Consider the following 21,054-nt stretch of genomic DNA (forward strand, 5'->3'; position numbering starts at 1 on the left):
ACGCCGCCGATCCGTCGCCCCTCGCGCTTTACAGACCGGTGCACGCGCAATATGTTGTCTCCGTGGACAAAGCCCCTCGGGGCTCCTCGCCCCTCCCGGGCGACGACACGACGACGTGCTCCCACCTGCACGCTCTCGCGCCGTCCTCATCCTCGGACACTGCTTTCAGAGAGGAATGCACTCCATGAAGTTCTCCCGCAGCATCACCACGCTGGCCGCCGCCGGCATCATCTCCCTCGGCCTCGCCGCCTGCTCCGCCAGCCCCGCCAACTCGGGCGGCGCCGCTGCCGGCGCGGGCGCCGAAGGCGACTGCACCGTCGGCATCTCGATGCCCACCCGCAGCCTCGAGCGCTGGATCAACGACGGCGAGGGCCTCCAGTCCCAGCTCGAGGGCGACGGCTGCACCGTCGACCTGCAGTACGCCGACAACAAGACCGACCAGCAGATCTCGCAGATCCAGAACCAGATCGCCGGCGGCTCGAAGATCCTCGTCGTCGCGGCCATCGACGGCGAGGCGCTCGCCCCCGTCCTCGCCGAGGCGAAGAAGCAGAACGCGACCGTCATCGCCTACGACCGCCTGATCAACGGCACCGCCGACGTCGACTACTACGCGACGTTCGATAATTACAAGGTCGGCCAGCTCCAGGGCCAGTACATCGAGTCGACCCTCGACCTCGCCAACGCCGCGGGTCCCTTCACCCTCGAGCCCTTCGCCGGCAGCCCCGACGACAACAACGCCAAGTTCTTCTTCTCCGGCGCCTGGGACGTCCTGCAGCCCTACATCGAGAGCGGCAAGCTCGTCGTGCCGTCCGGCAAGTTGCCCGCCTCGGACGACGACTGGGCCTCCATCGGCATCCAGGGCTGGGCCTCGGACAAGGCGCAGTCCGAGATGGACAACCGCCTCTCCTCCTTCTACACCGGTGACCAGAAGGTCGACGTGGTGCTCTCCCCCAACGACAGCCTGGCGATCGGCATCGAGGCCTCGCTGAAGTCCGCCGGCTATGCGCCCGGCGCCGACTACCCGATCATCACCGGGCAGGACGCCGACAAGGCCAACGTCAAGGCGATCCTCGCCGACGAGCAGTCGATGACGGTCTGGAAGGACACCCGCACCCTCGGCGACCGCGTCTTCCAGATGGTGCAGTCGATCGTCGCGGGCGAGGAGCCCGAGGTCAACGACACCGAGACGTACGACAACGGCGAGAAGGTCGTCCCGTCCTACCTCCTCGAGCCGCAGGTCGTCGTCAAGGACGACGTGCAGTCGGTCCTCGTCGACTCCGGCTTCCTCACGGCCGGCGACGTCGGACTCTGATCGGTCGGGCGGGGCAGGGGAGGAGTGATCCTCCCCCACCCCGCCCCTCTCCCCCTTCTTCCCCTCGAAGCCCATCCTCTGCACAACGAAGTGAGGCCCTGTTGGCCAGTCCCATCCTCATCATGCGCGACATCGTCAAGGAGTTCGGCGGCGGCGTCCGCGCCCTCGACGGCGTCTCGCTCTCGGTCCAGCCGGGCGAGGTCCACGCCATCTGCGGCGAGAACGGCGCCGGCAAGTCGACGCTCATGAAGGTCCTCTCGGGCGTCTACCCCGTCGGCAGCTTCGAGGGCTCGATCGAGTTCGAGGGCCGCCAGGCGCAGTACCGCTCGATCAACGACAGCGAGGCCGACGGCGTCGTCATCATCCACCAGGAGCTCGCTCTGAGCCCCTACCTGTCGATCGCCGAGAACATCTTCCTCGGCAACGAGAAGTCCACCCGCGGCGTCATCAACTGGAACGCCACCAACGCGGAGGCGGCCAAGCTGCTCGCCCGCGTGGGCCTCGCCGAGAGCCCGGCGACGAAGATCCTCGAGCTGGGCGTCGGCAAGCAGCAGCTCGTCGAGATCGCCAAGGCGCTCGCGAAGGAGGTGAAGCTCCTCATCCTCGACGAGCCCACCGCCGCGCTCAACGACGAGGACAGCGACCACCTGCTCGGCCTGATCGACCAGCTGCGCCGCCAGGGCATCACCTGCATCATCATCAGCCACAAGCTGAAGGAGATCCGCGCCATCGCGGACACGGTGACGATCATCCGCGACGGCCGCACCATCGAGAGCTTCGCGATGGCCGGCGAGGACGCGTCGGAGAGCCGGATCATCCGCGCGATGGTCGGCCGCGACCTCAACAGCATGTTCCCGCCGCGCGATCCGCAGATCGGCGAGGAGAAGCTCCGCGTCGAGAACTGGACGGTCCACCACCCGGTCGACATCAATCGCGTGGTCGTCGAGGACGCCTCCTTCACCGTGCGGGCCGGCGAGATCGTCGGCTTCGCGGGGCTGATGGGCGCCGGGCGCACCGAGCTCGCGATGAGCATCTTCGGCCGCAGCTACGGCACCGGCATCTCGGGCCGCGTCTTCAAGGACGGCAAGGAGATCCAGACGCGCACCGTCGAGGAGGCGATCCGCAACGGCCTCGCCTACGCGACCGAGGACCGCAAGCGCTACGGCCTCAACCTCATCGGCGACATCACCGTCAACGTGTCGGCCGCGGCGCTCTCGCGGCTCGCCCGCCTCGGCGTGATCGACAAGCACCGCGAGTACAAGGTCGCCGACTCGTACCGCTCGAAGATGAACATCAAGGCCCCGAGCGTCTCCGCCGTCACCGGCAAGCTCTCGGGCGGCAACCAGCAGAAGGTCGTCCTCTCGAAGTGGATCTTCTCGGGCCCGGACGTGCTGATCCTCGACGAGCCCACCCGCGGCATCGACGTGGGAGCCAAGTACGAGATCTACGGCATCATCAACGAGCTCGCGGCCCAGGGCAAGGCGGTCGTCGTCATCTCGTCCGAGCTGCCCGAGCTGATCGGGCTGGCCGATCGGATCTACACCATCTCCGAGGGGCGCATCACGGGCGAGATCGACCGTGCCGACGCCACCCAGGAACACCTCATGCACTACATGACCGCCGGAAAGGAACAGGCCCGATGAGCGCCACGACCACGACAGCCCCGAGCGGCACGCCGGCGAGCACGCCGTCGACGCCGCCCAAGCGGGCGCGCCGACTGAACATCAACCTCCGCCAGTACGGCATCCTCGCCGCGCTCGCGATCATCATCCTGCTCTTCCAGGTCCTGACGAACGGCCGCCTGCTGCTGCCGGGCAACGTCAACAACCTGATCCAGCAGAACGCCTACGTGCTGATCCTCGCGATCGGCATGGTGATGGTGATCATCGCCGGCCACATCGACCTCTCGGTCGGCTCGGTCGTCGCCATGGTCGGCGCCATCTCCGCGATCGCGATGAACAACTGGGGCCTGCCCTGGTGGGCCGCCGTGATCGTCGCCCTGGTCACCGGTGCCGCCGTCGGCGCCTGGCAGGGCTTCTGGGTCGCCTTCGTCGGCATACCGGCGTTCATCGTGACCCTCGCGGGCATGCTGATCTTCCGCGGCTTCACCCTGGTCCTGCTCACCGGCGGCACGATCAACGGCCTGCCGACCGAGTTCACCGCGATCGGCGCGGGCTGGCTGCCGGGCGTGCTCGGCGGCATCGCCGGCCGCGACGCGCTCACCCTCGTGCTGGGGCTGCTCGTCTGCGTCGCCCTCGTCGTGCAGCAGGTGCGCACCCGCGCCACGCTGCGCCGTCTCGAGCTCCCGCGCGAGCCGATCGCCTCCTTCTACGTGAAGGCGGTCGTCGCGGTCGTCGCGATCATGGCCCTCGCCTGGCTGCTCGCGGGCTACAGCGGCACGCCGATCATCCTGATCGTGCTCGCCGTGCTGATCCTCGCCTACAGCTTCGTGCTCGGGCGGACGGTCTTCGGCCGCCACATCTACGCGATGGGCGGCAACCTGTTCGCCGCGATGATGTCGGGCGTGAAGACGAAGTGGGTCAACTTCTTCATCTTCGTCAACATGGGCGCGCTGGCCGGTGTCGCCGGCATCGTCAGCACGGCCCGCGCGGGCGGCGCCGTCGCCTCCGCCGGTCAGAACTACGAGCTCGACGCGATCGCCGCGGTCTTCATCGGCGGCGCGGCCGTCCAGGGCGGCGTCGGCACGGTGGTCGGCGCGGTCATCGGCGGTCTCGTGATGGGCGTGCTCAACATGGGCCTGTCGATCCTCTCCGTCGACGCCGCGTGGCAGATGGCGATCAAGGGCTTCGTGCTCCTGCTGGCCGTCGCGTTCGACATCTTCAACAAGAGGAGGGCGGGCGGGCGCTAGCCTTCTCTCCTCCCTGCACCGTGCTCGGGCGCGTGCTCTCTCCACGGAGGGCCCGCGCCCGAGCGCATCCCCGGACCGGTGCCCCATCGCGCCGACGAGAGGCTGAGCAGCATGGCAGGAGCAGTCGGAGCATCGAGCAACGCTCTGCTCCGTCGGCACAACCTCGCCGCCATCGCGACCCTGGTGCACCGCTCCGGACCGATCAGCCGCGCCGAGCTGGGCCGCCTGACCGGCCTGAACCGCTCGGCGGTCGCCAACCTCGTCGGCGAGCTGAGCGAGGTCGGCTGGGTGGAGGAGGAGACCACCGCCTCCGACGGCCGCATCGGCCGCCCGAGCGCGACGGTCGTCCCCGGCCGCACCTTCGCGATGGTCGGCGTCCACCTCGACACCGACGCGATCATCGTCGGCCTGGTCGGCCTGCACGGCGACCTCCTCCGCCGCGTCCGCTTCGACACCCCGAAGCCGGCGAGCCCGGCGACCGTCGTCCGCGTGGTCAGCGGCATCGTGGCCGGCTTCCGCGCCGAGCGGGAGACCCATCGCGTCCTCCTCGGCGCCGGCGTCGCCGTGCCGGGCCTCGTGCAGGCCGACTCGGGCTTCGTGCACCGCGCGCCGCACCTGGGCTGGCGCGACGTCGACCTCGCGTCGCAGCTCAGCCGCGCGCTCGACCTCCCCGTCTCGGTCGGCAACGACGCCACGCTCGGCGCGATCGGCGAGTCGCTGTTCGGAGCCGCGCGGGGCGTCGCCGACGTCGTCTACGTGACCGGCGGCGCCAGCGGCATCGGCGGCGGCGTGATCATCGGCGGCGTCCCCCTGCAGGGCTCCTCCGGGTTCGCGGCGGAGCTCGGCCACACCCTCGTCGCCGCGAACGGCCGCCTCTGCGGCTGCGGGCGGCACGGCTGCCTCGAGGCGGAGGTCCGGATGCGCTCGCTCCTCGACGTGCTCGGCGCCCGCGTCCTCGATCAGGACGAGCTCGACATCGCGCTCGGCACCTCCCGCGACCCCGCCGTCCTCGGGGAGGTGGCCCGCCAGGTCGACCTGCTCGCCGAGGGCCTCTCGACCTACATCAACCTCTTCAACCCGACCGCGGTCGTCCTCGGCGGCTTCCTCGGCTCGCTGCTCACCGTCGACCGCGAGCGCCTGGCGGCCCGCGTCTCGGCGCGCGCCCTCAGCGACCTCGCCCGCGGTGTCCGGATCGAGCGCGCGGCCCTGCGCTCGAGGCTGGAGCTGGTGGGGGCCGCGGAGCTACCCTGGCGTCGCGCGCTCGCGGATCCCGCGGCGGCGGTCGGCGGCTCGGAGCCGCCTCCCGCGTCCGGCCCCGGCTCGCGGACGGACGCCCTCGGCGCCCGCGCCTGACACCGACGTCGAGGAGCACGAGCATGGCCGACTTCAACGAGCAGATCATCGCGGAGTTCCGCGCGAACGGCGGGACGGTGACGACCGCGGGCTTCGGCCGCAGCCTCGTCCTCGTGCACCACACCGGCGCGCGCTCCGGCGAGGAGCGCATCGCCCCGCTGATGGGCGTGCACCCCTCCGACGACGTCTGGCTGATCGCCGCCTCCGCCGCCGGCGCCCCGAAGCACCCCGCCTGGTTCCACAACCTCGAGGCGAACCCCGACACCGTGATCGAGACCCCCGACGACGGCACCGTCCCCGTCCGCGCCCGCGTCCTCGAGGGCGCCGAGCGCGACGCCGGCTGGAAGCACTTCACCGACGCCTCCGAAGGCTTCAAGGGCTACGAGGCCAAGACGACCCGCACCATCCCGGTCGTGGAGCTGACCCGCCACTGACCCCGTTCTTCCCCCTCCGCGAGATGCCACTTGTGCACGCGACACGCCGTGAAAGGCGTGCACAAGTGGCATCTCGCGGGGAGGGCTAGCCCTCGGGGTGCGGGGCGAGGTCGGGGGTCGCGCGGTCGAGGTCGGCGGCCTCCTCCTCGGGGCGGGGGGCGATCGTCTCGTCCTCCTCGAGCTCGGGAACGCTCGGCTCGTCGGGGGCGGGGATGCGCGGCGGGACGGAGTGCTCGTCGGAGGCGGTCATGATCGTCCTTCGTTCGGGGTTCGGTGTCGTCGGGGGTCGGTGCCGTCGGGATCGATGTCGTCGGGCGGCGTCCGGAACGGTGGCGCCGCCCGACCGAGAGGGTTCCGGCGGTCAGCTCGCGACGGCGGCGGGCTCGGGGAAGAGCGCGTCGAGCAGGTTCGCGACCCAGTCGATCAGCGCGCGGTCGCCGAGCGGGACGCCGTCGTGCACCGGCATCGGCACGACCACGGCGTTCGCCTGCTGCAGGTACTTCGCGGTCGGGTACATCCGGCGCAGTCGCACCTGGATCGAGTCGGCGAGGTGCGCCGGCGCGACGCGGACGTTCGAGCCCATCGCGACCACGTCGCTGAGGCCGGCGCGCTGCGCCCGCATCCGCAGCCGCGAGACCAGGACGAGGTTCTCCACAGCCTCGGGCAGCTCGCCGTAGCGGTCGGTCAGCTCCTCGACCACGAGGTCGACGCTGCCCTCCTTCGCGGTCGGCGAGGTCGCCGCGGACAGCTTCTGGTACGCCTCCAGGCGCAGCCGCTCGCTGTCGACGTACTCCTCCGGGATGCGCGCGTCGACCGGCAGCTCGAGCCGCAGCTCGGTCTGGCCCTCCGCCACCTCGCCGCGGAAGCCGTCGACGGCCTCGCCGATCATCCGCAGGTAGAGGTCGAAGCCGACGCCCTGGATGTGGCCGGACTGCTCGCCGCCGAGCAGGTTGCCGGCGCCGCGGATCTCGAGGTCCTTCAGCGCGATCTGCATGCCGCCACCGAGGTCGGAGTTGGCGGCGAGCGTCTGCAGGCGGTCGTGCGCGGTCTCCGACAGCGGCTTCATCTCGTCGTAGAGGAGGTAGGCGTAGGCGCGCTCGCGGCCACGGCCGACGCGACCGCGCAGCTGGTGCAGCTGCGAGAGGCCGTACTTGTCGGCGCGGTCGACGATCAGCGTGTTCGCGTTCGGGATGTCGAGGCCGGTCTCGACGATGGTCGTCGAGACGAGCACGTCGAACTTGCGCTCCCAGAAGTCGACGATGATCCGCTCGAGCTGCGACTCGCTGAGCTTGCCGTGCGCGACGGCGATCCGTGCCTCCGGCACCAGCTCGGCGAGCTGCGCGGCGACCCGGTTGATCGTCGAGACGCGGTTGTGCACGAAGAACACCTGGCCCTCGCGCAGCAGCTCGCGGCGGATCGCGGCCGAGACCTGCTTCTCCGAGTACGGGCCGACGAAGGTGAGGATCGGGTGGCGCTCCTCCGGCGGCGTGGCCAGCGTCGACATCTCGCGGATGCCGGTGACCGCCATCTCGAGCGTGCGCGGGATCGGCGTCGCACTCATCGAGAGGATGTCGACGTTCTTCTTCAGCGCCTTCAGCTTCTCCTTGTGCTCGACGCCGAAGCGCTGCTCCTCGTCGATCACGAGGAGGCCGAGGTCCTTGAAGACGATGTTGTCGCTGAGGAGGCGGTGCGTCGCGATGACCATGTCGACGGTGCCGTCGGCGAGGCCCTCGATCGTCTCCTTCGACTCCTTCGCGCTCTGGAAGCGGCTGAGGGCGCGCAGGTGCACCGGGAAGCCGGCGAAGCGCTCCTGGAAGGTCTCGAGGTGCTGGCGGACGAGCAGGGTGGTCGGCACGAGCATCGCGACCTGCTTGCCGTCCTGGATCGCCTTGAACGCGGCGCGCACGGCGACCTCGGTCTTGCCGAAGCCCACGTCACCGGAGAGCAGGCGGTCCATCGGGATCGGCCGCTCCATGTCGGCCTTGACCTCGTCGATCACGGTCAGCTGGTCGGGCGTCTCCGCGAACGGGAACGCCTCCTCCAGCTCGCGCTGCCACGGGGTGTCCGGCGGGAACGAGTGCCCACGCGAGGCCATCCGGGCGGAGTAGAGCTTCACCAGCTCGACCGCGATGTCGCGGACCGCGCGGCGCGCCTTGCTCTTCGCCTGCGCCCAGTCGCTGCCGCCCATCTTGCTCAGCGCGGGGGCCTCGCCGCCGACGTACCGGGAGAGGAGGTCGAGCTGGTCGGTCGGGACCAGCAGCTTGTCGCCCGGGAAGCCGCGCTTGCTGGGCGCGTACTCGAGGACGAGGTACTCGCGCCGGGTCTTCACGGCGTTGCGCCCGCCACTGGAGACCTCGCGCTGCGAGAGCTCGACGAAGCGGCCGATGCCGTGCGTGGCGTGCACGACGAAGTCGCCGGGGCTGAGCTGCAGCGGGTCGACGACGTTCTTCCGGCGCGAGGCGAGCTTCTTCACGGCGCGGGAGTCGTAGCCGACGGTGCGGCCGTAGAACTCGGTGTCGGTGAGCAGCGCGACCTTGGCGCCGTCGACCTCGAAGCCGTGGTCGACGTTGGCCTGGAGCACGTAGGCGAGGCCGGGCTCGAGCTCGGCCGGCAGGTCGGGGACGATGCGCGCGGCGACCTCGTGCTCGGCGAGCACCTGGTCGGTGCGCTCGACGGTGCCTGTGCCGGGGGCGGTCAGCACCACGCTCCAGCCGTCCGCCAGGCGGGCGCGCACATGCGCGAGGGCGCCCTCGACCGCGCCGCCGAAGCCGGGCACGGGCTCGCCGTCGACGCGGACAGCGAGGATCTCATCGATCCCGAGGTCCTCCGGCAGCACCTCGGCCTCGCCGGCGGCGGGACCCTGGCGGAAGGTGCTCATCGTCCACCACGGGTGGTCGGGGGTCTCGGCGCCGGGGGCGCTGAACTTCACGGCGTCGCGGAGGGCGCCGAGCGAGATGAACTCGCCGGACGCCAGGTCGATCGGGGCCTCGGCGCCGGCGGTCGCGGCGCTCCACGCGGCCTGGAGGAACTCGCGGTTCGTCTCGGCGAGGCTGATCGCGCGCGTGGCGACCCGCTCGGGGGCGAGCACGGCCACCGCGGCGCCGGCCGGGAGGTAGTGCGAGATCGGGACGAGGCGCTCCAGCAGCGCGGGGGCGAGCGACTCCATCCCCTCCACCGGGATGCCCTCGGCGATCTTCGCGAGCATCGCGGAGAGACTCGGGAACTCGTGCAGCATCTCCCGGGCGCGCTGCCGGACGGCCGGCACGAGCAGCAGCTCGCGGCTCGGCGGCAGCACGACGGAGTCGGCCTCCCCCGGCAGCGAGCGCTGGTCGGCGACGGAGAAGCCGCGGATCGAGTCGACCTCGTCGCCGAAGAAGTCGATGCGGCTCGGGTGCTCGGCCACAGCCGGGAAGACGTCGAGGATGCCGCCGCGGACCGCGAACTCGCCGCGCCGGGTGACCATGTCGACCCGCGAGTAGGCGAGGTCGACCAGCTCGGACGAGATCCGGCCGAGGTCGTAGCCGCGGCCGCCCTTGACCAGGCGGATCGGCGCGATGTCGGCGAGGTTGTCGGCGACCGGCTGCAGCGCGGCGCGCACCGAGGCGACGACGACGAGCGGCTTCTCACCGGACCAGGTCTTCATCCGGCGCAGGGCGTCGAGGCGGCGGCCGACGATCTCGGCGCTCGGGCTGAGGCGCTCGTGCGGCAGCGTCTCCCACGCCGGGAACTCGACGACCTCGGCGTCCGGCAGGACGCAGCTGAGAGAGGCGCGGACGTTCTCGGAGTCGCGGCCGGTCGCGGTGACGACGAGCGCGGCCTGCGGACGGTCGGCCTCGGCGCGGCGCTCCAGCAGGCCCGCCAGCAGGGGGACGCGGAGGCCGTCGGCCACGGAGAAATCGGCGTCGCGGATCGCGAACGCGAGAGCGTCGTCGAACGTGGAGGCGCGCGCGAGCGCCGAGATGATCCGGTTGAGAGGCACCGGAGGAGTTTACTGCCGACCTCCGACGTGCTCGCTTTCTGCGCCGGTCTTCGCCCGGCGCAGCGCAGTCGGCTGTGCGACCGGGTGCGTTCCGCAGAGCGTCCTGCGTTCGGCTCTTCGAAATCGCTTGGCACGCGATTTCGAAGTCGCCTTCGGGGCGGTCGGCTGGTCTGCCGGGTGCTGGATCTTGATCCGTCAGGAGTGGTCGGCTGGGAGTAGCTGAGGCGACCGTTCTTGACGGATGGGGTCCGCGTTCAGGACAGGGGCGACGCTCGGAGGGCGCGTCGCCGCCTGCCGGGCGCCCACTGCATGCTGATCGAGTAGGGCGCGCAGCGGCCGTATCGAGATCCTCCGGGCTGAGGACGCCGGGTCTCGATACGCCCCTGCGGGGCTACTCGACCAGCATGATCCGCGCAGCGGCCCGTAGCGGGATCCGGCGCTACGGGGTCGTGTGGACCTTCAGCTGGGCGGCCTGGAGGCCGGCGTCGGCGATGAGCTCGACGGCGTCGGCGGCGTCGGCGATCAGGATCGGCAGGTTCTCGCGCTCGGGGCCCGCGAAGTCCTTGAGGACGAAGTCGGCGGCGGGCTGGCGGCCGGGCGGGCGGCCGATGCCGACGCGCACGCGGAGGAAGTCGGCGCCGTCGGTCGCGGCGAGGATGTCGCGGATGCCGTTGTGGCCGCCGTGGCCTCCGCCGTTCTTGAGGCGCAGGGTGTCGAACGGGATGTCGAGCTCGTCGTGCACGACGATCAGGCGCTCGGGCGCGAGGGAGTAGAAGTCGAGCAGCTGCGCGGTCGGGCCGCCCGAGAGGTTCATGAAGCTGTTCGGCTTGCCGAGGATCAGCTTCGGTCCGCCGGGGCGGAGGAAGCCCTCGGCGACCACGGCGTTCGCGCGGTTGTGTCGGCGGAACGAGCCGCCGATCCGGGTCGCGAGCTCGTCGAGCACCATCTGCCCGACGTTGTGCCGGTTGCGCGCGTACTGCGCGCCCGGGTTGCCCAGTCCGACGACCAGCCAGGTCTCGCCCATCTCGTTCCCTCTTCTCGATGCGCTCAGCAGCGACGTCTTCCGCGGGGCGCAGCCCCCGGACGCGGAACGGGCCCGCTCGCGATCGCGGCGGGCCCGTCCGTGCGGGTGGTGCTCCGACTACTCGGCGGCCTCGGTGGGCTCGGCCGGCGTGGTGGGCTCGCCCTCCTCGCCCAGGTCCTGCTCGACCTCCTCGGTGACGTTCACGATGAGCGCCTCGGGGTCGGTGAGCAGCGTCGCGCCCTCGGGGAGGGTGACGTCGGCGGCGGTGATCTGCGTGCCGGCCTCGAGTCCCTCGACCGAGACGACGACGTTCTGCGGGATCTTCGTGGCGTCGACCTCCAGCGAGAGCGTGTTCGCCTCGGTGGAGACGAGCGTGCCGGGAGCGGCCTCGCCCTCGACGTGCACGGGGATGTCGACCGAGACCTTCTCGCCGAGACGGATGACCGCGAGGTCGATGTGCTCGATGATCTGGCGGACCGGGTCGCGCTGGATGTCCTTGACCAGCGACGTCTGGGCGACGCCCTCGATGTCGAGCTCGAGGATCGCGTTCGCCTTGCGGGTCAGCAGGAGGATCTGGTGGCCGGGCAGCGTGACGTGCACGGGCTCGGTGCCGTGGCCGTAGAGGACCGCGGGGATCTTGTTCTGGGCGCGGATCTTGCGGGCCGCTCCCTTGCCGAACGAGGTGCGGACCTCGGCGACGACCTTGTTGGTGAGTTCTGCCATGGTGTTCTCCTGGACGGCGCCGTGCGCCGCCTGCTCGGGTCCCGGCCTGGGGCCGCGGACGGGGTTTCGACTCGAACGCGTGTCTGCGTGAGGAAAGGTCCGCGGCGCTCCTTCCGGAGCTCCACCTGGTTCCACCGCGTCGATCACGGATGCACGGGGCATCCCTCGCCGAAGTTCAGCTGCCCACCCTACCGGCCGCGCGGCCGAGCCGCCACCCGCGGGCGCCCCTACCGCGCCCCCAGCCGGGCTGGCTAGCGTGCGGGCATGACTTCTGACGACTTCGGCTCCTACGTCGAGAAGAACGGCTTCCACCGCGACACCAACTACATCCCGACCCGCATCACCGCGGACGGCCGCGACGGCTACCCGGTCGAGGCGGGCCGCTACCGGCTGGTCGTCTCGCGCGCCTGCCCGTGGGCGAACCGCGCCGTGATCGTCCGCCGCCTGCTCGGCCTCGAGGACGCGCTGTCGATGGGCATCTGCGGACCGACGCACGACAAGCGCAGCTGGACCTTCGACCTCGACCCGGGCGGCGTCGACCCGGTGCTCGGCATCCCGCGCCTGCAGGACGCGTTCCTCGCGCGCTTCCCCGACTACCCGCGCGGCATCACGGTGCCGGCGATCGTCGACATCCCCACCGGCCAGGTCGTCACCAACGACTACCCGGTGATGACGCTCGACTTCTCGCGGGAGTGGACGGAGTTCCACCGCGAGGGCGCGCCCGACCTGTACCCGGAGGAGCGCCGCGACGAGATCGACGAGGTCGCGGAGCTGGTCTTCCAGGACGTCAACAACGGCGTCTACAAGTGCGGCTTCGCCGGCTCGCAGAAGTCCTACGAGCGGGCGTACGACGCACTCTGGGCGCGACTCGACTGGCTGGAGGAGCGCCTCAGCACGCAGCGCTACCTCGTCGGCGCCACGATCACCGAGGCCGATGTCCGCCTCTTCACGACGCTCGCCCGCTTCGACGCCGTCTACTACAGCCACTTCAAGGCCAACCGGAACCTGCTCTCGGCGATGCCGGCCCTCTGGGGCTACGCCCGCGACCTGTTCGCGACCCCGGGCTTCGGCGACACGATCGACTTCCAGCACATCAAGTCGCACTACTACGAGGTGCAGCGCGACATCAATCCGACCGGCGTCGTGCCGAAGGGCCCGGACCTGTCCGGCTGGCTCGTCCCCTCGCACCGCGAGGAGCTCGGCGGCCGCCCGTTCGGCGACGGCACCCCGCCCGGCCCGCCGATCCCCGCCGAGGTCGTCCCCGAGGGCCACGGCGCCTGACCTCCTGAACGGCCGTGCGCGCTGAGTTCCCCCTCCGTGCACGGCCGCTCCCGGCTGCGCGTGCGACCCCGGCGCTAGCCTGGATCCGTCAACCCTGAACGTGTACGTCGAGGAGAACCGTGTCTGACCAGCCCACCGCCACAGCCAACATCGGAGTCGTCGGTCTGGCGGTGATGGGCTCGAACCTGGCCCGCAACCTCGCCAGCCGCGAGGGCAACACCGTCGCCGTCTACAACCGCTCCTCCGGGCGCACCGAGACGCTGATCACCGAGCACCCCGAGGCCGGCTTCGTCGCCTCGGAGACCATCGAGGCCTTCGCTGCCTCGCTGAAGACCCCGCGCACCGCGATCATCATGGTCCAGGCCGGCCGCGGCACCGACGCCGTGATCGAGCAGCTGACCGCCGCCTTCGAGCCCGGCGACATCATCGTCGACGGCGGCAACGCGCTGTTCACCGACACCATCCGCCGCGAGAAGACCGTCCGCGAGACCGGCATCCACTTCGTCGGCACCGGCATCTCCGGCGGCGAGGAGGGCGCGCTCAAGGGCCCGTCGATCATGCCCGGCGGCTCGGTCGAGTCGTACAAGACTCTCGGCCCGATCCTCGCCTCGATCGCGGCGGTCGCCGAGGGCGAGCCCTGCGTCACCCACATCGGCACCGACGGCGCCGGCCACTTCGTCAAGATGATCCACAACGGCATCGAGTACGCCGACATGCAGCTCATCGCCGAGGCCTACGACCTGCTCCGCACGGTCGGCGGCCACGAGCCCGCCGCGATCGCCGACGTCTTCGACGCCTGGAACAAGGGCGACCTCGAGTCGTACCTCATCGAGATCACCGCCGAGGTGCTCCGCCAGGTCGACGCCGACACCGGCAAGCCCTTCCTCGACATCGTGCTCGACCAGGCCGGCTCGAAGGGCACCGGAGTCTGGACCGTGCAGAACGCGCTCGACCTGGGCGTGCCCGTCGGCGGCATCGCCGAGGCCGTCTTCGCCCGCGCCGTCTCCTCCAAGCCCGCGCAGCGCGCCGCCGTGCAGAAGCGCGTCACCTCGCGCCCCACGCCCGTCGCCCTCTACGACGGCTTCGAGGACGACGTCCGCGCCGCCCTCTACGCCTCCAAGGTCGTCGCCTACTCGCAGGGCTTCGACGCGATCATCGCCGGCGCCGAGAAGTACGGCTGGGAGATCGACAAGGGCGCCGTCGCGAAGATCTGGCGCGCGGGCTGCATCATCCGCGCCCAGTTCCTCAACCGCATCGTCGACGCCTACGCCGAGAACGCGGAGATCACGACGCTGCTCGAGGACCCGTACTTCGCCGAGGCCGTCGCCAACGGCGAGGCCGCCTGGCGCCGCATCGTCTCCACCGCCGCGCTCTCGGGCGTGCCGATCCCCGGCTTCGGCGCCGCGCTGTCGTACTACGACTCGCTCGCCTCCGAGCGCCTGCCCGCCGCCCTCGTGCAGGGCCAGCGCGACTTCTTCGGCGCGCACACCTACCAGCGCGTCGACAAGGAGGGCACCTTCCACACGCTGTGGTCGGGCGACCGCTCCGAGGTCGAGCAGGACCCGTCCACGCACTGACCCGCGGACGCACCCACGGGTGCAGACGCAGAAGGCGCCCCCGCCCGTCGGATCCTCGGATCCCGCGGGCGGGGGCGCCTTCGTCGTGCGGAGCGATGGAGCGACGGATCAGCGCAGCCAGACCGTCGTGGAAGGCCGCAGCAGGCGCCCCTCGAGCGGCGCGCTGGCGAGCAGCACCTCGCCCTCGGGGAGCTCCACCGGCTCCTCGCCGACGTTGGTCACCGAGTGCCAGCCGTTCGGGCGCGCGAAGTGCAGCACGCCGGGCTGCGCGTCCCGCCACTCCAGGCTCTCGTCGGTCTGCAGCTCGTGCCGGAGCGCGAGGGCGCTGCGGTAGAGCGCGAGCGTCGAGTCCTCGGCGAGCTCCTCCGCCTCGACGGAGGAGTCGGCGAACCAGGCGGGCTGGGGCAGGTGCGCGCCACCGGGGCCGAAGCCGAAGGAGTCGCCGGTCGCCTCCCAGGGCAGCGGGACGCGGCAGCCGTCGCGGCCGACGTCGGTGCCGCCGCTGCGGAAGAACGTCGGGTCCTGACGGTCGGCGTCCGGGATGCCGGCCACCTCGTGCAGGCCGAGCTCCTCGCCCTGGTACAGGTAGGCCGAGCCCGGCAGGGCCAGCAGCAGGAGAGTGGCGGCGCGGGCGCGGCGGAGCCCCAGAGCGCGGTCGAGCACCGGCTCCGCTCCCCCGCTGAGCAGCCACTGCTTCGCGGGGGCGGTCTCGGCCGCGCCCTTCTGCGGGAGCCCGTAGCGGGTCGCGTGACGGACGACGTCGTGGTTGGAGAGCACCCAGGTCGTCGACGAACCCGACTCCGCGGCCAGTTCGAGGTTGAAGGTGATCAGCCGGCGGAACTCCTCCGCGTCGAGGTCGGCCTCGAGCAGGTCGAAGTTGAAGGCCTGGCCGAGCCCCTCGGGGCTCGCGTAGCGGGCGCGGCGGGAGGCGTCGACCCAGGCCTCCGCGACGGCGGTGCGCGGCGGGTCGTAGGAGTCGAAGAGGGCGCGCCACTCGGCGTAGACCTCGTGCACCTCGTCGCGGTCCCAGAACGGGTGGCTGCCGTCGATCCGCTGGCCGTCGATCTCGGCGGCCGCGGGGAGCGGCTCGGTGAGGTCCTTGACCAGCGAGTGCGCCACGTCGATCCGGAAGCCGTCGACGCCGCGGTCGGACCAGAAGCGGAGGGTCTCGAGGAAGTCGTCGCGGATCTCGCGGTTCGCCCAGTTCCAGTCGGGCTGCTCCTTCGCGAAGAGGTGCAGGTACCACTGGCCGTCGCCGACCGGCTCCCAGGCGGGGCCGCCGAAGACGGACTCCCAGTCGCTCGGCGGCAGGGCGCCGTCCTCACCGCGGCCGTCGCGGAAGACGTAGCGCTCCCGGGCGGGCGAGCCCTTCGGGGCGGCGAGCGCCTCCTGGAACCACGGGTGCAGGTCGGAGGAGTGGTTGGGCACGATGTCGACGATCACGCGGATGCCGCTCTCGTGCAGGCGGGCGGTCAGCTCGTCGAACTCGGCCAGGGTGCCGATCCGCGGGTCGACGTCGCGGTAGTCGGCCACGTCGTAGCCGCCGTCGGCCAGCGCCGACGGGTAGAACGGGCTGAGCCAGACGGCGTCGATCCCGAGCTCCCGCAGGTACGGGATCCGCTCGAGGATGCCGGCGAGGTCGCCGATCCCGTCGCCGTTCGCGTCCGCGAAGCTCCGCGGGTAGATCTGGTAGACGGCCGCCTGCCGCCACCACTGGGCGTCCTCGGTCGTTCCGCTCCTGGTGAGTACCGTGTCCGTCACGGGTGTCCTTCCGTTCGTCGTGGTGTCTGGTCTGGTCTGTGGTCGGCCGCGGCCGGCGTCTCCGCTCATCGAGCCGCGCGCACCCTTTGCTGATCGAGCAGCCCGCGCAGCGGGCGTATCGAGATCCACCTCGCCAGGGCTGCTGCTTCGAGGCCGGCCTCTCGATGACGTGGGTCTCGATACGCCCCTCCGGGGCTACTCGACCAGCAAGGAGAGGGAGCGGCAGCGCGTCAGCGCGTCATTTGATGGCGCCTTGAGTCACTCCCGACATCACCCAGCGCTGGGTGAACAGGTAGACGACGATCGCCGGGGCCATCGCCATCAGGTAGGAGGCGAAGGCGACGTTGTAGTCGTTGCTGAACTGGGTCTGGAAGATCTTCTGCAGCACCGGGAGCGTCTGCAGCGACGGGTCCGAGGTGATCAGCGACGGCATCATGAAGTCGTTCCAGGAGGCGAGGAAGGCGAAGATGCCGACCGTCGCGCTCATCGGGGCGAGCAGCGGGAAGACGAGCCGCCAGAAGACCTGGTTGGTGGTCGCGCCGTCGAGCCGGGCGCTCTCCTCGAGCTCCTCGGGCAGCGAGCGGAGGAACGCGGTGAAGAGCATCACGCTGAAGCTCAGCTGGAACATCACGTGCAGGATCGCGACGCCGAGCGGGTTGTCGAGTCCGACGAGTCCGGTGAGCGAGACCTGCGACAGCGCGAGCACCGGGAACGGCAGGAACATCGCCGCGAGCAGGTAGAAGAACGACCAGCGGTAGAAGCGCTTGCTCCAGTTCCGCGAGATCGCGAACGCGGCGAGGGCCGAGAGGACGATGGTGCCGCCGACCGTGATCGCCGAGACGAAGACCGACACGGCGAACCCGCGGGGGAAGTCGGTCAGATTCCAGGCCTGGACGAAGCCGTCGACCGAGAACGGCAGCGGGATCGAGAAGGCGTTGCCGTCCACCGCCTGGGCGCCGGTCTTGAAGGCCATCGTCAGCGTCACCCACAGCGGGCCGATCACCGAGAGGGCGCAGACCACGAGGACGAGGGTGAGCAGGAGGCTCGAGCGCCGCCGCTTCCCCCCGCGACGGGCGTCGGCGTCGACGGCGGCGCGGGTGCCGGGGAGGGACGGGGCGAGGGGGACCTGGCTGGTCATCAGAAGGCCGCCTTTCCGCGCGAGACGCGCAGCTGTACGAGCGCGATCACGAGCGCGATGAGGAAGAAGATCGTGGCGTTGGCCATCTGGTAGGCGTAGTCGCCGCTGGTGAAGCCGGAGAAGATCGTCATCGCGACGCTGCGGGTCGAGGTCCCGGGGCCGCCGTCGGTCAGGCCGACGATGATGTCGTAGGAGTTGAGGAAGTTCTTGAAGCCGATCACGAGGTTGATCACGACGTAGCCCGCGACCAGCGGCAGCGTGATCGAGCGCAGCTGCCCCCAGCTGGACGCGCCGTCGAGCGAGGCGGCCTCGTAGACGTCGCCGGGGATCGAGAGCACGCCGGCGATGTAGATCAGCAGTGCGGAGGGCACGGCCTGCCAGGCGGTCACGATCACGATCGCGAGCCAGGCGAGATTCGGGTCCGCGAGGATGCTGCTGGCCAGCGGCGTCGCTCCGACCGACTGCGCGAAGGCGGGCAGCGAGTTGGAGAAGAGGAAGTTGAAGACGAACGCGATGATGATGCCCGAGACGACCATCGGCAGCACGAACACGGCCCGCAGCGCGACCTTGCCGCGGATCTGCGAGGTGAGCGCGATCGCCAGGAGGAACGCGATCACGTTGACCGCGAGCACCGTGACCAGCGCGAGCCCCACGGTGAAGCCGTAGGAGGCGAGGATCGCCGGGTCGGAGAACAGCGCGACGTAGTTCGTGAGACCGATGAAGCTCCACTCGCCGAAGCCGATCGAGTCGGTGAAGCTGAAGAAGATCCCCATCAGCGCGGGCAGGGTGATCGCGAGCGTGAAGAGCACGAGCGCGGGGAGCAGGTAGAGCAGGAAGGTGCGGTCGGTGCGCGGCTTCCGTCGCGGGGCGACGGCGGCGCGGGGAGTCGCGACGGTGCGCTCCTCCGGGCGGGCGGGGGCGGAGAGGGCCATGGTGTCTCGTCTCTGAGAGGTGGTCGGGGAGGTCTAGGAGCGGAACGCGATGCGCGCCCAGTCGGCGTCGATCGTGCGGAGCGTCGCGGCGGGGTCGGAGCCGAGGGCGACGCCCTGGACGTAGTTCTGCAGCGGGATGTTCTGCGGCACGAGCTGCGAGGCGCCGAGGCTGAACGCCGCCCGGTCGTAGAACTCCTGGAGCTCGACGAGGGTGGGCTGGGTGACGGCGGGGGCGTCGGTGGTGACGCCGAAGGCGTTGTTGTCGGCGTTGTAGGCGTCGATGATCTCGGGCTGCATCAGGAAGGAGAGGAACTCGCGCGCCGCCGCCTTCTTGGTCGAGGCCTCCGGGATCCACAGCGCGAGGTCGACGTTCACCCGCACGCGGCGCTCGTCCGGGTCGTCCGTCATCGGCAGCGGGAAGGCGCCGATCGAGAGGTCCGGGGCGGTCTTCGCGATCTCGCTCAGCGCCCACGGGCCCTGGAAGTACATCGCCGCCTCGCCGTTCGAGAAGGCGAGGTTGCCGTCGCCGTACGCGCGGCTGGCGGCGTTCGGCTGCGCGTAGCCGGCGAGCTGCACCATCTGCTCGACGGGAGCGGCGAAGTCCTTCTCGAATGAGACCGGCGAGGAGGGGCCGACGTCGGCGCCCTGCTCCTTCAGCTGCGAGAAGAAGGACTCGAGGTCGACGGTGCCGCCGACGGAGTAGTCGAACAGCCCCTGCGCGACGGTCCACGGGTCCTTGTAGGTGCCGTAGATCGGGGTGATTTCCGCCGCGGTCAGTGCGTCGCAGACCGCGAGGAACTCGGTCCAGGTGGTCGGCACCTCGAGGTTCTGCGCGGCGAAGATCTCGCGGTTGTAGAGCACCGCCGACATCATCAGCGAGTAGGGCAGCACGCTGGTGCGGCCCGGGTAGGACGCGGTCTGCTCGATCAGCGGCTGCAGGTCGGGATTGATCCGCTTCGCCTCGGCCATGTCGGACAGGTCGCTCAGGGCGCCTCGCTCGACGAACCGCGCGACCTCGAAGTTGTAGTTCAGGCAGCCGAGGTCCGGCGGGTTGGTGCGGACGAAGCCGGCCGAGAGGTTCGAGGAGAAGTCGTGCACGACCCGCACCCGCGACTGCGCGGCGTGGAAGCGGTCGATGACCTCGTCGAAGTAGCCGATCACCTCGGGCTTGGACTGGAAGAAGGTGATCTCGGTGACCCCGCCCGAACCGGAAGGGGAGGCGCAGGCGGCGAGGCCGAGCGCGGCGGCGCCGGCACCCGCCGCGGTGAGCAGAGTGCGCCGGCTGAGGGCGGTGGTGGTGAGGGGCACTTCGTCGTCTCCCGGGTTGCGGATAAGTTGCTTCGGTGACTAAATCTAGGTAGTAGATCTAGTACGCGATGTACTGTTGCAGCCGATCCGGCCGAGGTCAAGGGGAAGGGGGACTCGATGTCCGAGAGCAGGCTCTCCGTGAGCACCGGCTCGTTCCAGCGCCGGCGCAGCGCGCTCGACGTGCTCGAGTGCGCCTGGACCGGCGAGGCGGTGACCGCCTCCGCTCTGATCGAGCGCACCGGCCTCACCCGCTCCACCGTCATCGCCGTCTGCGACGACCTGATCGAGCTCGGCTGGCTGGAGGAGCTGGAGAACCAGCGCGCCGCCGGCGACTACGTCAAGGGCCGGCCTGCGCGCCGGTACGCACTCCGCCGCCGCGCGGGCGTCGTCGTGGGCGTCGACGCCGGGCAGCACAGCGTCGGCGTCTTCGTCGCCGACCTGCTCGGCGAGACCCTCGTGCGGCACGTCGAGCCCGTCGATCACGAGCGAGTCGAGGACCTTCCGCACGAGCGCCGCGTCGCCGACATCGACCGGGTCCTCGACCGCGCCCTCCTCCTCGCCGGCGTGACCGACGACGAGGTCCTCGCGCTGACCCTCGGCGTCCCGGCTCCCGTCGACGCGATCGGCCACTCCCCCGCGGGCGACAACGGCTTCTGGGGTGCGATGAACCCCGGGCTCGTGGACCACTACTCCGGCCGCGGCTGGTCGCCGGTGGTCGACAACGACGCGAACCTCGCCGCGCTGGCCGAGGGCTGGCGCGGCGCGGCGATCGGCTGCGACGACTACCTGGCGCTGCTCTCCGGCGAGCGGCTCGGCGGCGGGATCGTGCTCGGCGGCTCGCTGCTGCGCGGCGCCCGCGGGCTCACCGGCGAGATGCGCTACCTCGACCTGGTCGAGGGCGTCGGCTCGGCGGAGGGCATCGCCGCCCTCGCACGGACCTGGGCCCGCGAGGCGCTGGCCGCGGCGGGCCGGCCGGCGTCGCTCCTCGACGCCGTGGCGCAGCCCGGGGCCGCCGAGGTGCTGGCCGCGGCCGACGCGGGCGATCCGCTGGCCTCCGCCGTCGTCGCGCGGCTGATCGACCGCCTCACCGCCATCACCGCGACCGTCGCCAACCTGCTCGACGTCTCCCTGATCGTCGTCGGCGGGGCGCTGGCCGCCTCGGCCGGCCCGTTGCTCGCGGCGGTCTCCGAGCGCCTGGTGGGCGAGGTGCACGCCCCGGCACCGCGGATCCTGCCGTCGACGCTCGGCGATCAGGCGGTCGCTCTCGGCGCGGTCCGCTCGGGACTCGGGCGGGTGCGGGCGGATCCGCTCGCGCTGCAGCTGCCGAGCCGGCCGGCCGAGACCGCCGCGCTCGCCTAGGGGC

At 71.1% G+C, this 21,054-nt stretch carries 16 protein-coding genes; 8 read left to right on the forward strand and 8 right to left on the reverse strand.

The annotated features are described in order from the left end of the window. Nucleotides 1-184 precede the first annotated feature (184 nt). The 5 genes from chvE (at nucleotide 185) to MT353_RS17335 (ending at nucleotide 5,968) form a co-directional block, all read left to right on the forward strand. The gene (gene chvE, locus MT353_RS17315; RefSeq protein WP_374204722.1) at nucleotides 185-1,312 is read left to right on the forward strand and encodes a multiple monosaccharide ABC transporter substrate-binding protein; all 1,128 of its coding nucleotides are present in this window, start codon (nucleotides 185-187) and stop codon (nucleotides 1,310-1,312) included. Between the two features lie 122 nt (nucleotides 1,313-1,434). Next, the gene (gene mmsA, locus MT353_RS17320) at nucleotides 1,435-2,955 is read left to right on the forward strand and encodes a multiple monosaccharide ABC transporter ATP-binding protein (protein ID WP_123447230.1); all 1,521 of its coding nucleotides are present in this window, start codon (nucleotides 1,435-1,437) and stop codon (nucleotides 2,953-2,955) included. Continuing rightward, the gene (gene mmsB / locus MT353_RS17325) at nucleotides 2,952-4,181 is read left to right on the forward strand and encodes a multiple monosaccharide ABC transporter permease (protein ID WP_123447231.1); all 1,230 of its coding nucleotides are present in this window, start codon (nucleotides 2,952-2,954) and stop codon (nucleotides 4,179-4,181) included. Before mmsA ends, mmsB begins: the two co-directional genes overlap by 4 nt. A gap of 111 nt (nucleotides 4,182-4,292) precedes the next feature. Further along, entirely contained in the window at nucleotides 4,293-5,534 is a 1,242-nt protein-coding gene (locus tag MT353_RS17330) for an ROK family transcriptional regulator (protein WP_243615236.1), read from the forward strand. 23 nt (nucleotides 5,535-5,557) lie between these two features. Then, entirely contained in the window at nucleotides 5,558-5,968 is a 411-nt protein-coding gene (locus MT353_RS17335; RefSeq protein ID WP_243625435.1) for a nitroreductase/quinone reductase family protein, read from the forward strand. A gap of 85 nt (nucleotides 5,969-6,053) precedes the next feature. Here MT353_RS17335 and MT353_RS17340 read toward each other — a convergent pair whose 3' ends face one another. The 4 genes from MT353_RS17340 to MT353_RS17355 all read right to left on the reverse strand — a co-directional run bounded on the left by MT353_RS17340 (nucleotide 6,054) and on the right by MT353_RS17355 (nucleotide 11,694). Continuing rightward, on the reverse strand, nucleotides 6,054-6,218 hold the full coding sequence (locus tag MT353_RS17340) for a hypothetical protein (RefSeq protein ID WP_243625436.1): 165 nt from the start codon (nucleotides 6,216-6,218) through the stop codon (nucleotides 6,054-6,056). Between the two features lie 111 nt (nucleotides 6,219-6,329). Beyond that, the gene (gene mfd / locus MT353_RS17345; RefSeq protein WP_243625437.1) at nucleotides 6,330-9,947 is read right to left on the reverse strand and encodes a transcription-repair coupling factor; all 3,618 of its coding nucleotides are present in this window, start codon (nucleotides 9,945-9,947) and stop codon (nucleotides 6,330-6,332) included. Between the two features lie 439 nt (nucleotides 9,948-10,386). After that, on the reverse strand, nucleotides 10,387-10,971 hold the full coding sequence (pth, locus tag MT353_RS17350; protein ID WP_123737724.1) for an aminoacyl-tRNA hydrolase: 585 nt from the start codon (nucleotides 10,969-10,971) through the stop codon (nucleotides 10,387-10,389). 117 nt (nucleotides 10,972-11,088) lie between these two features. Further along, on the reverse strand, nucleotides 11,089-11,694 hold the full coding sequence (locus MT353_RS17355; RefSeq protein WP_123447622.1) for a 50S ribosomal protein L25/general stress protein Ctc: 606 nt from the start codon (nucleotides 11,692-11,694) through the stop codon (nucleotides 11,089-11,091). Between the two features lie 264 nt (nucleotides 11,695-11,958). Between MT353_RS17355 and MT353_RS17360 the strand changes: the two genes are divergently transcribed. After that, complete coding sequence (locus MT353_RS17360; RefSeq protein WP_243625438.1) at nucleotides 11,959-12,975, forward strand: glutathione S-transferase family protein; 1,017 nt, start codon at nucleotides 11,959-11,961, stop codon at nucleotides 12,973-12,975. Nucleotides 12,976-13,094: 119 nt separating this feature from the next. Then, entirely contained in the window at nucleotides 13,095-14,552 is a 1,458-nt protein-coding gene (gene gndA, locus MT353_RS17365) for an NADP-dependent phosphogluconate dehydrogenase (RefSeq protein WP_308197292.1), read from the forward strand. A 108-nt stretch (nucleotides 14,553-14,660) separates the two neighbouring features. Here gndA and MT353_RS17370 read toward each other — a convergent pair whose 3' ends face one another. The 4 genes from MT353_RS17370 to MT353_RS17385 all read right to left on the reverse strand — a co-directional run bounded on the left by MT353_RS17370 (nucleotide 14,661) and on the right by MT353_RS17385 (nucleotide 19,691). Further along, nucleotides 14,661-16,313: a glycoside hydrolase family 13 protein gene (locus tag MT353_RS17370; protein WP_243625439.1), complete on the reverse strand. Its 1,653-nt coding sequence runs from the start codon at nucleotides 16,311-16,313 to the stop codon at nucleotides 14,661-14,663. A gap of 238 nt (nucleotides 16,314-16,551) precedes the next feature. Continuing rightward, the gene (locus MT353_RS17375) at nucleotides 16,552-17,451 is read right to left on the reverse strand and encodes a carbohydrate ABC transporter permease (protein ID WP_243625440.1); all 900 of its coding nucleotides are present in this window, start codon (nucleotides 17,449-17,451) and stop codon (nucleotides 16,552-16,554) included. Beyond that, complete coding sequence (locus MT353_RS17380; RefSeq protein WP_123447627.1) at nucleotides 17,451-18,383, reverse strand: carbohydrate ABC transporter permease; 933 nt, start codon at nucleotides 18,381-18,383, stop codon at nucleotides 17,451-17,453. Before MT353_RS17380 ends, MT353_RS17375 begins: the two co-directional genes overlap by 1 nt. Before the next feature lie 33 nt (nucleotides 18,384-18,416). Then, nucleotides 18,417-19,691, reverse strand: coding sequence for an extracellular solute-binding protein (locus tag MT353_RS17385; RefSeq protein WP_243625441.1), 1,275 nt, complete (start codon nucleotides 19,689-19,691; stop codon nucleotides 18,417-18,419). Between the two features lie 117 nt (nucleotides 19,692-19,808). On the opposite strand from MT353_RS17385, the gene MT353_RS17390 reads away from it, so the two are divergent. Then, nucleotides 19,809-21,050 (forward strand): ROK family protein, encoded by a 1,242-nt coding sequence (locus tag MT353_RS17390; protein ID WP_243625442.1) that lies wholly within the window; start codon nucleotides 19,809-19,811, stop codon nucleotides 21,048-21,050. The last annotated feature ends 4 nt before the right edge of the window (nucleotides 21,051-21,054 follow it).

This window comes from Rathayibacter sp. VKM Ac-2927 (assembly GCF_022815525.1).
Classification (GTDB): Bacteria; Actinomycetota; Actinomycetes; order Actinomycetales; family Microbacteriaceae; genus Rathayibacter; species Rathayibacter festucae.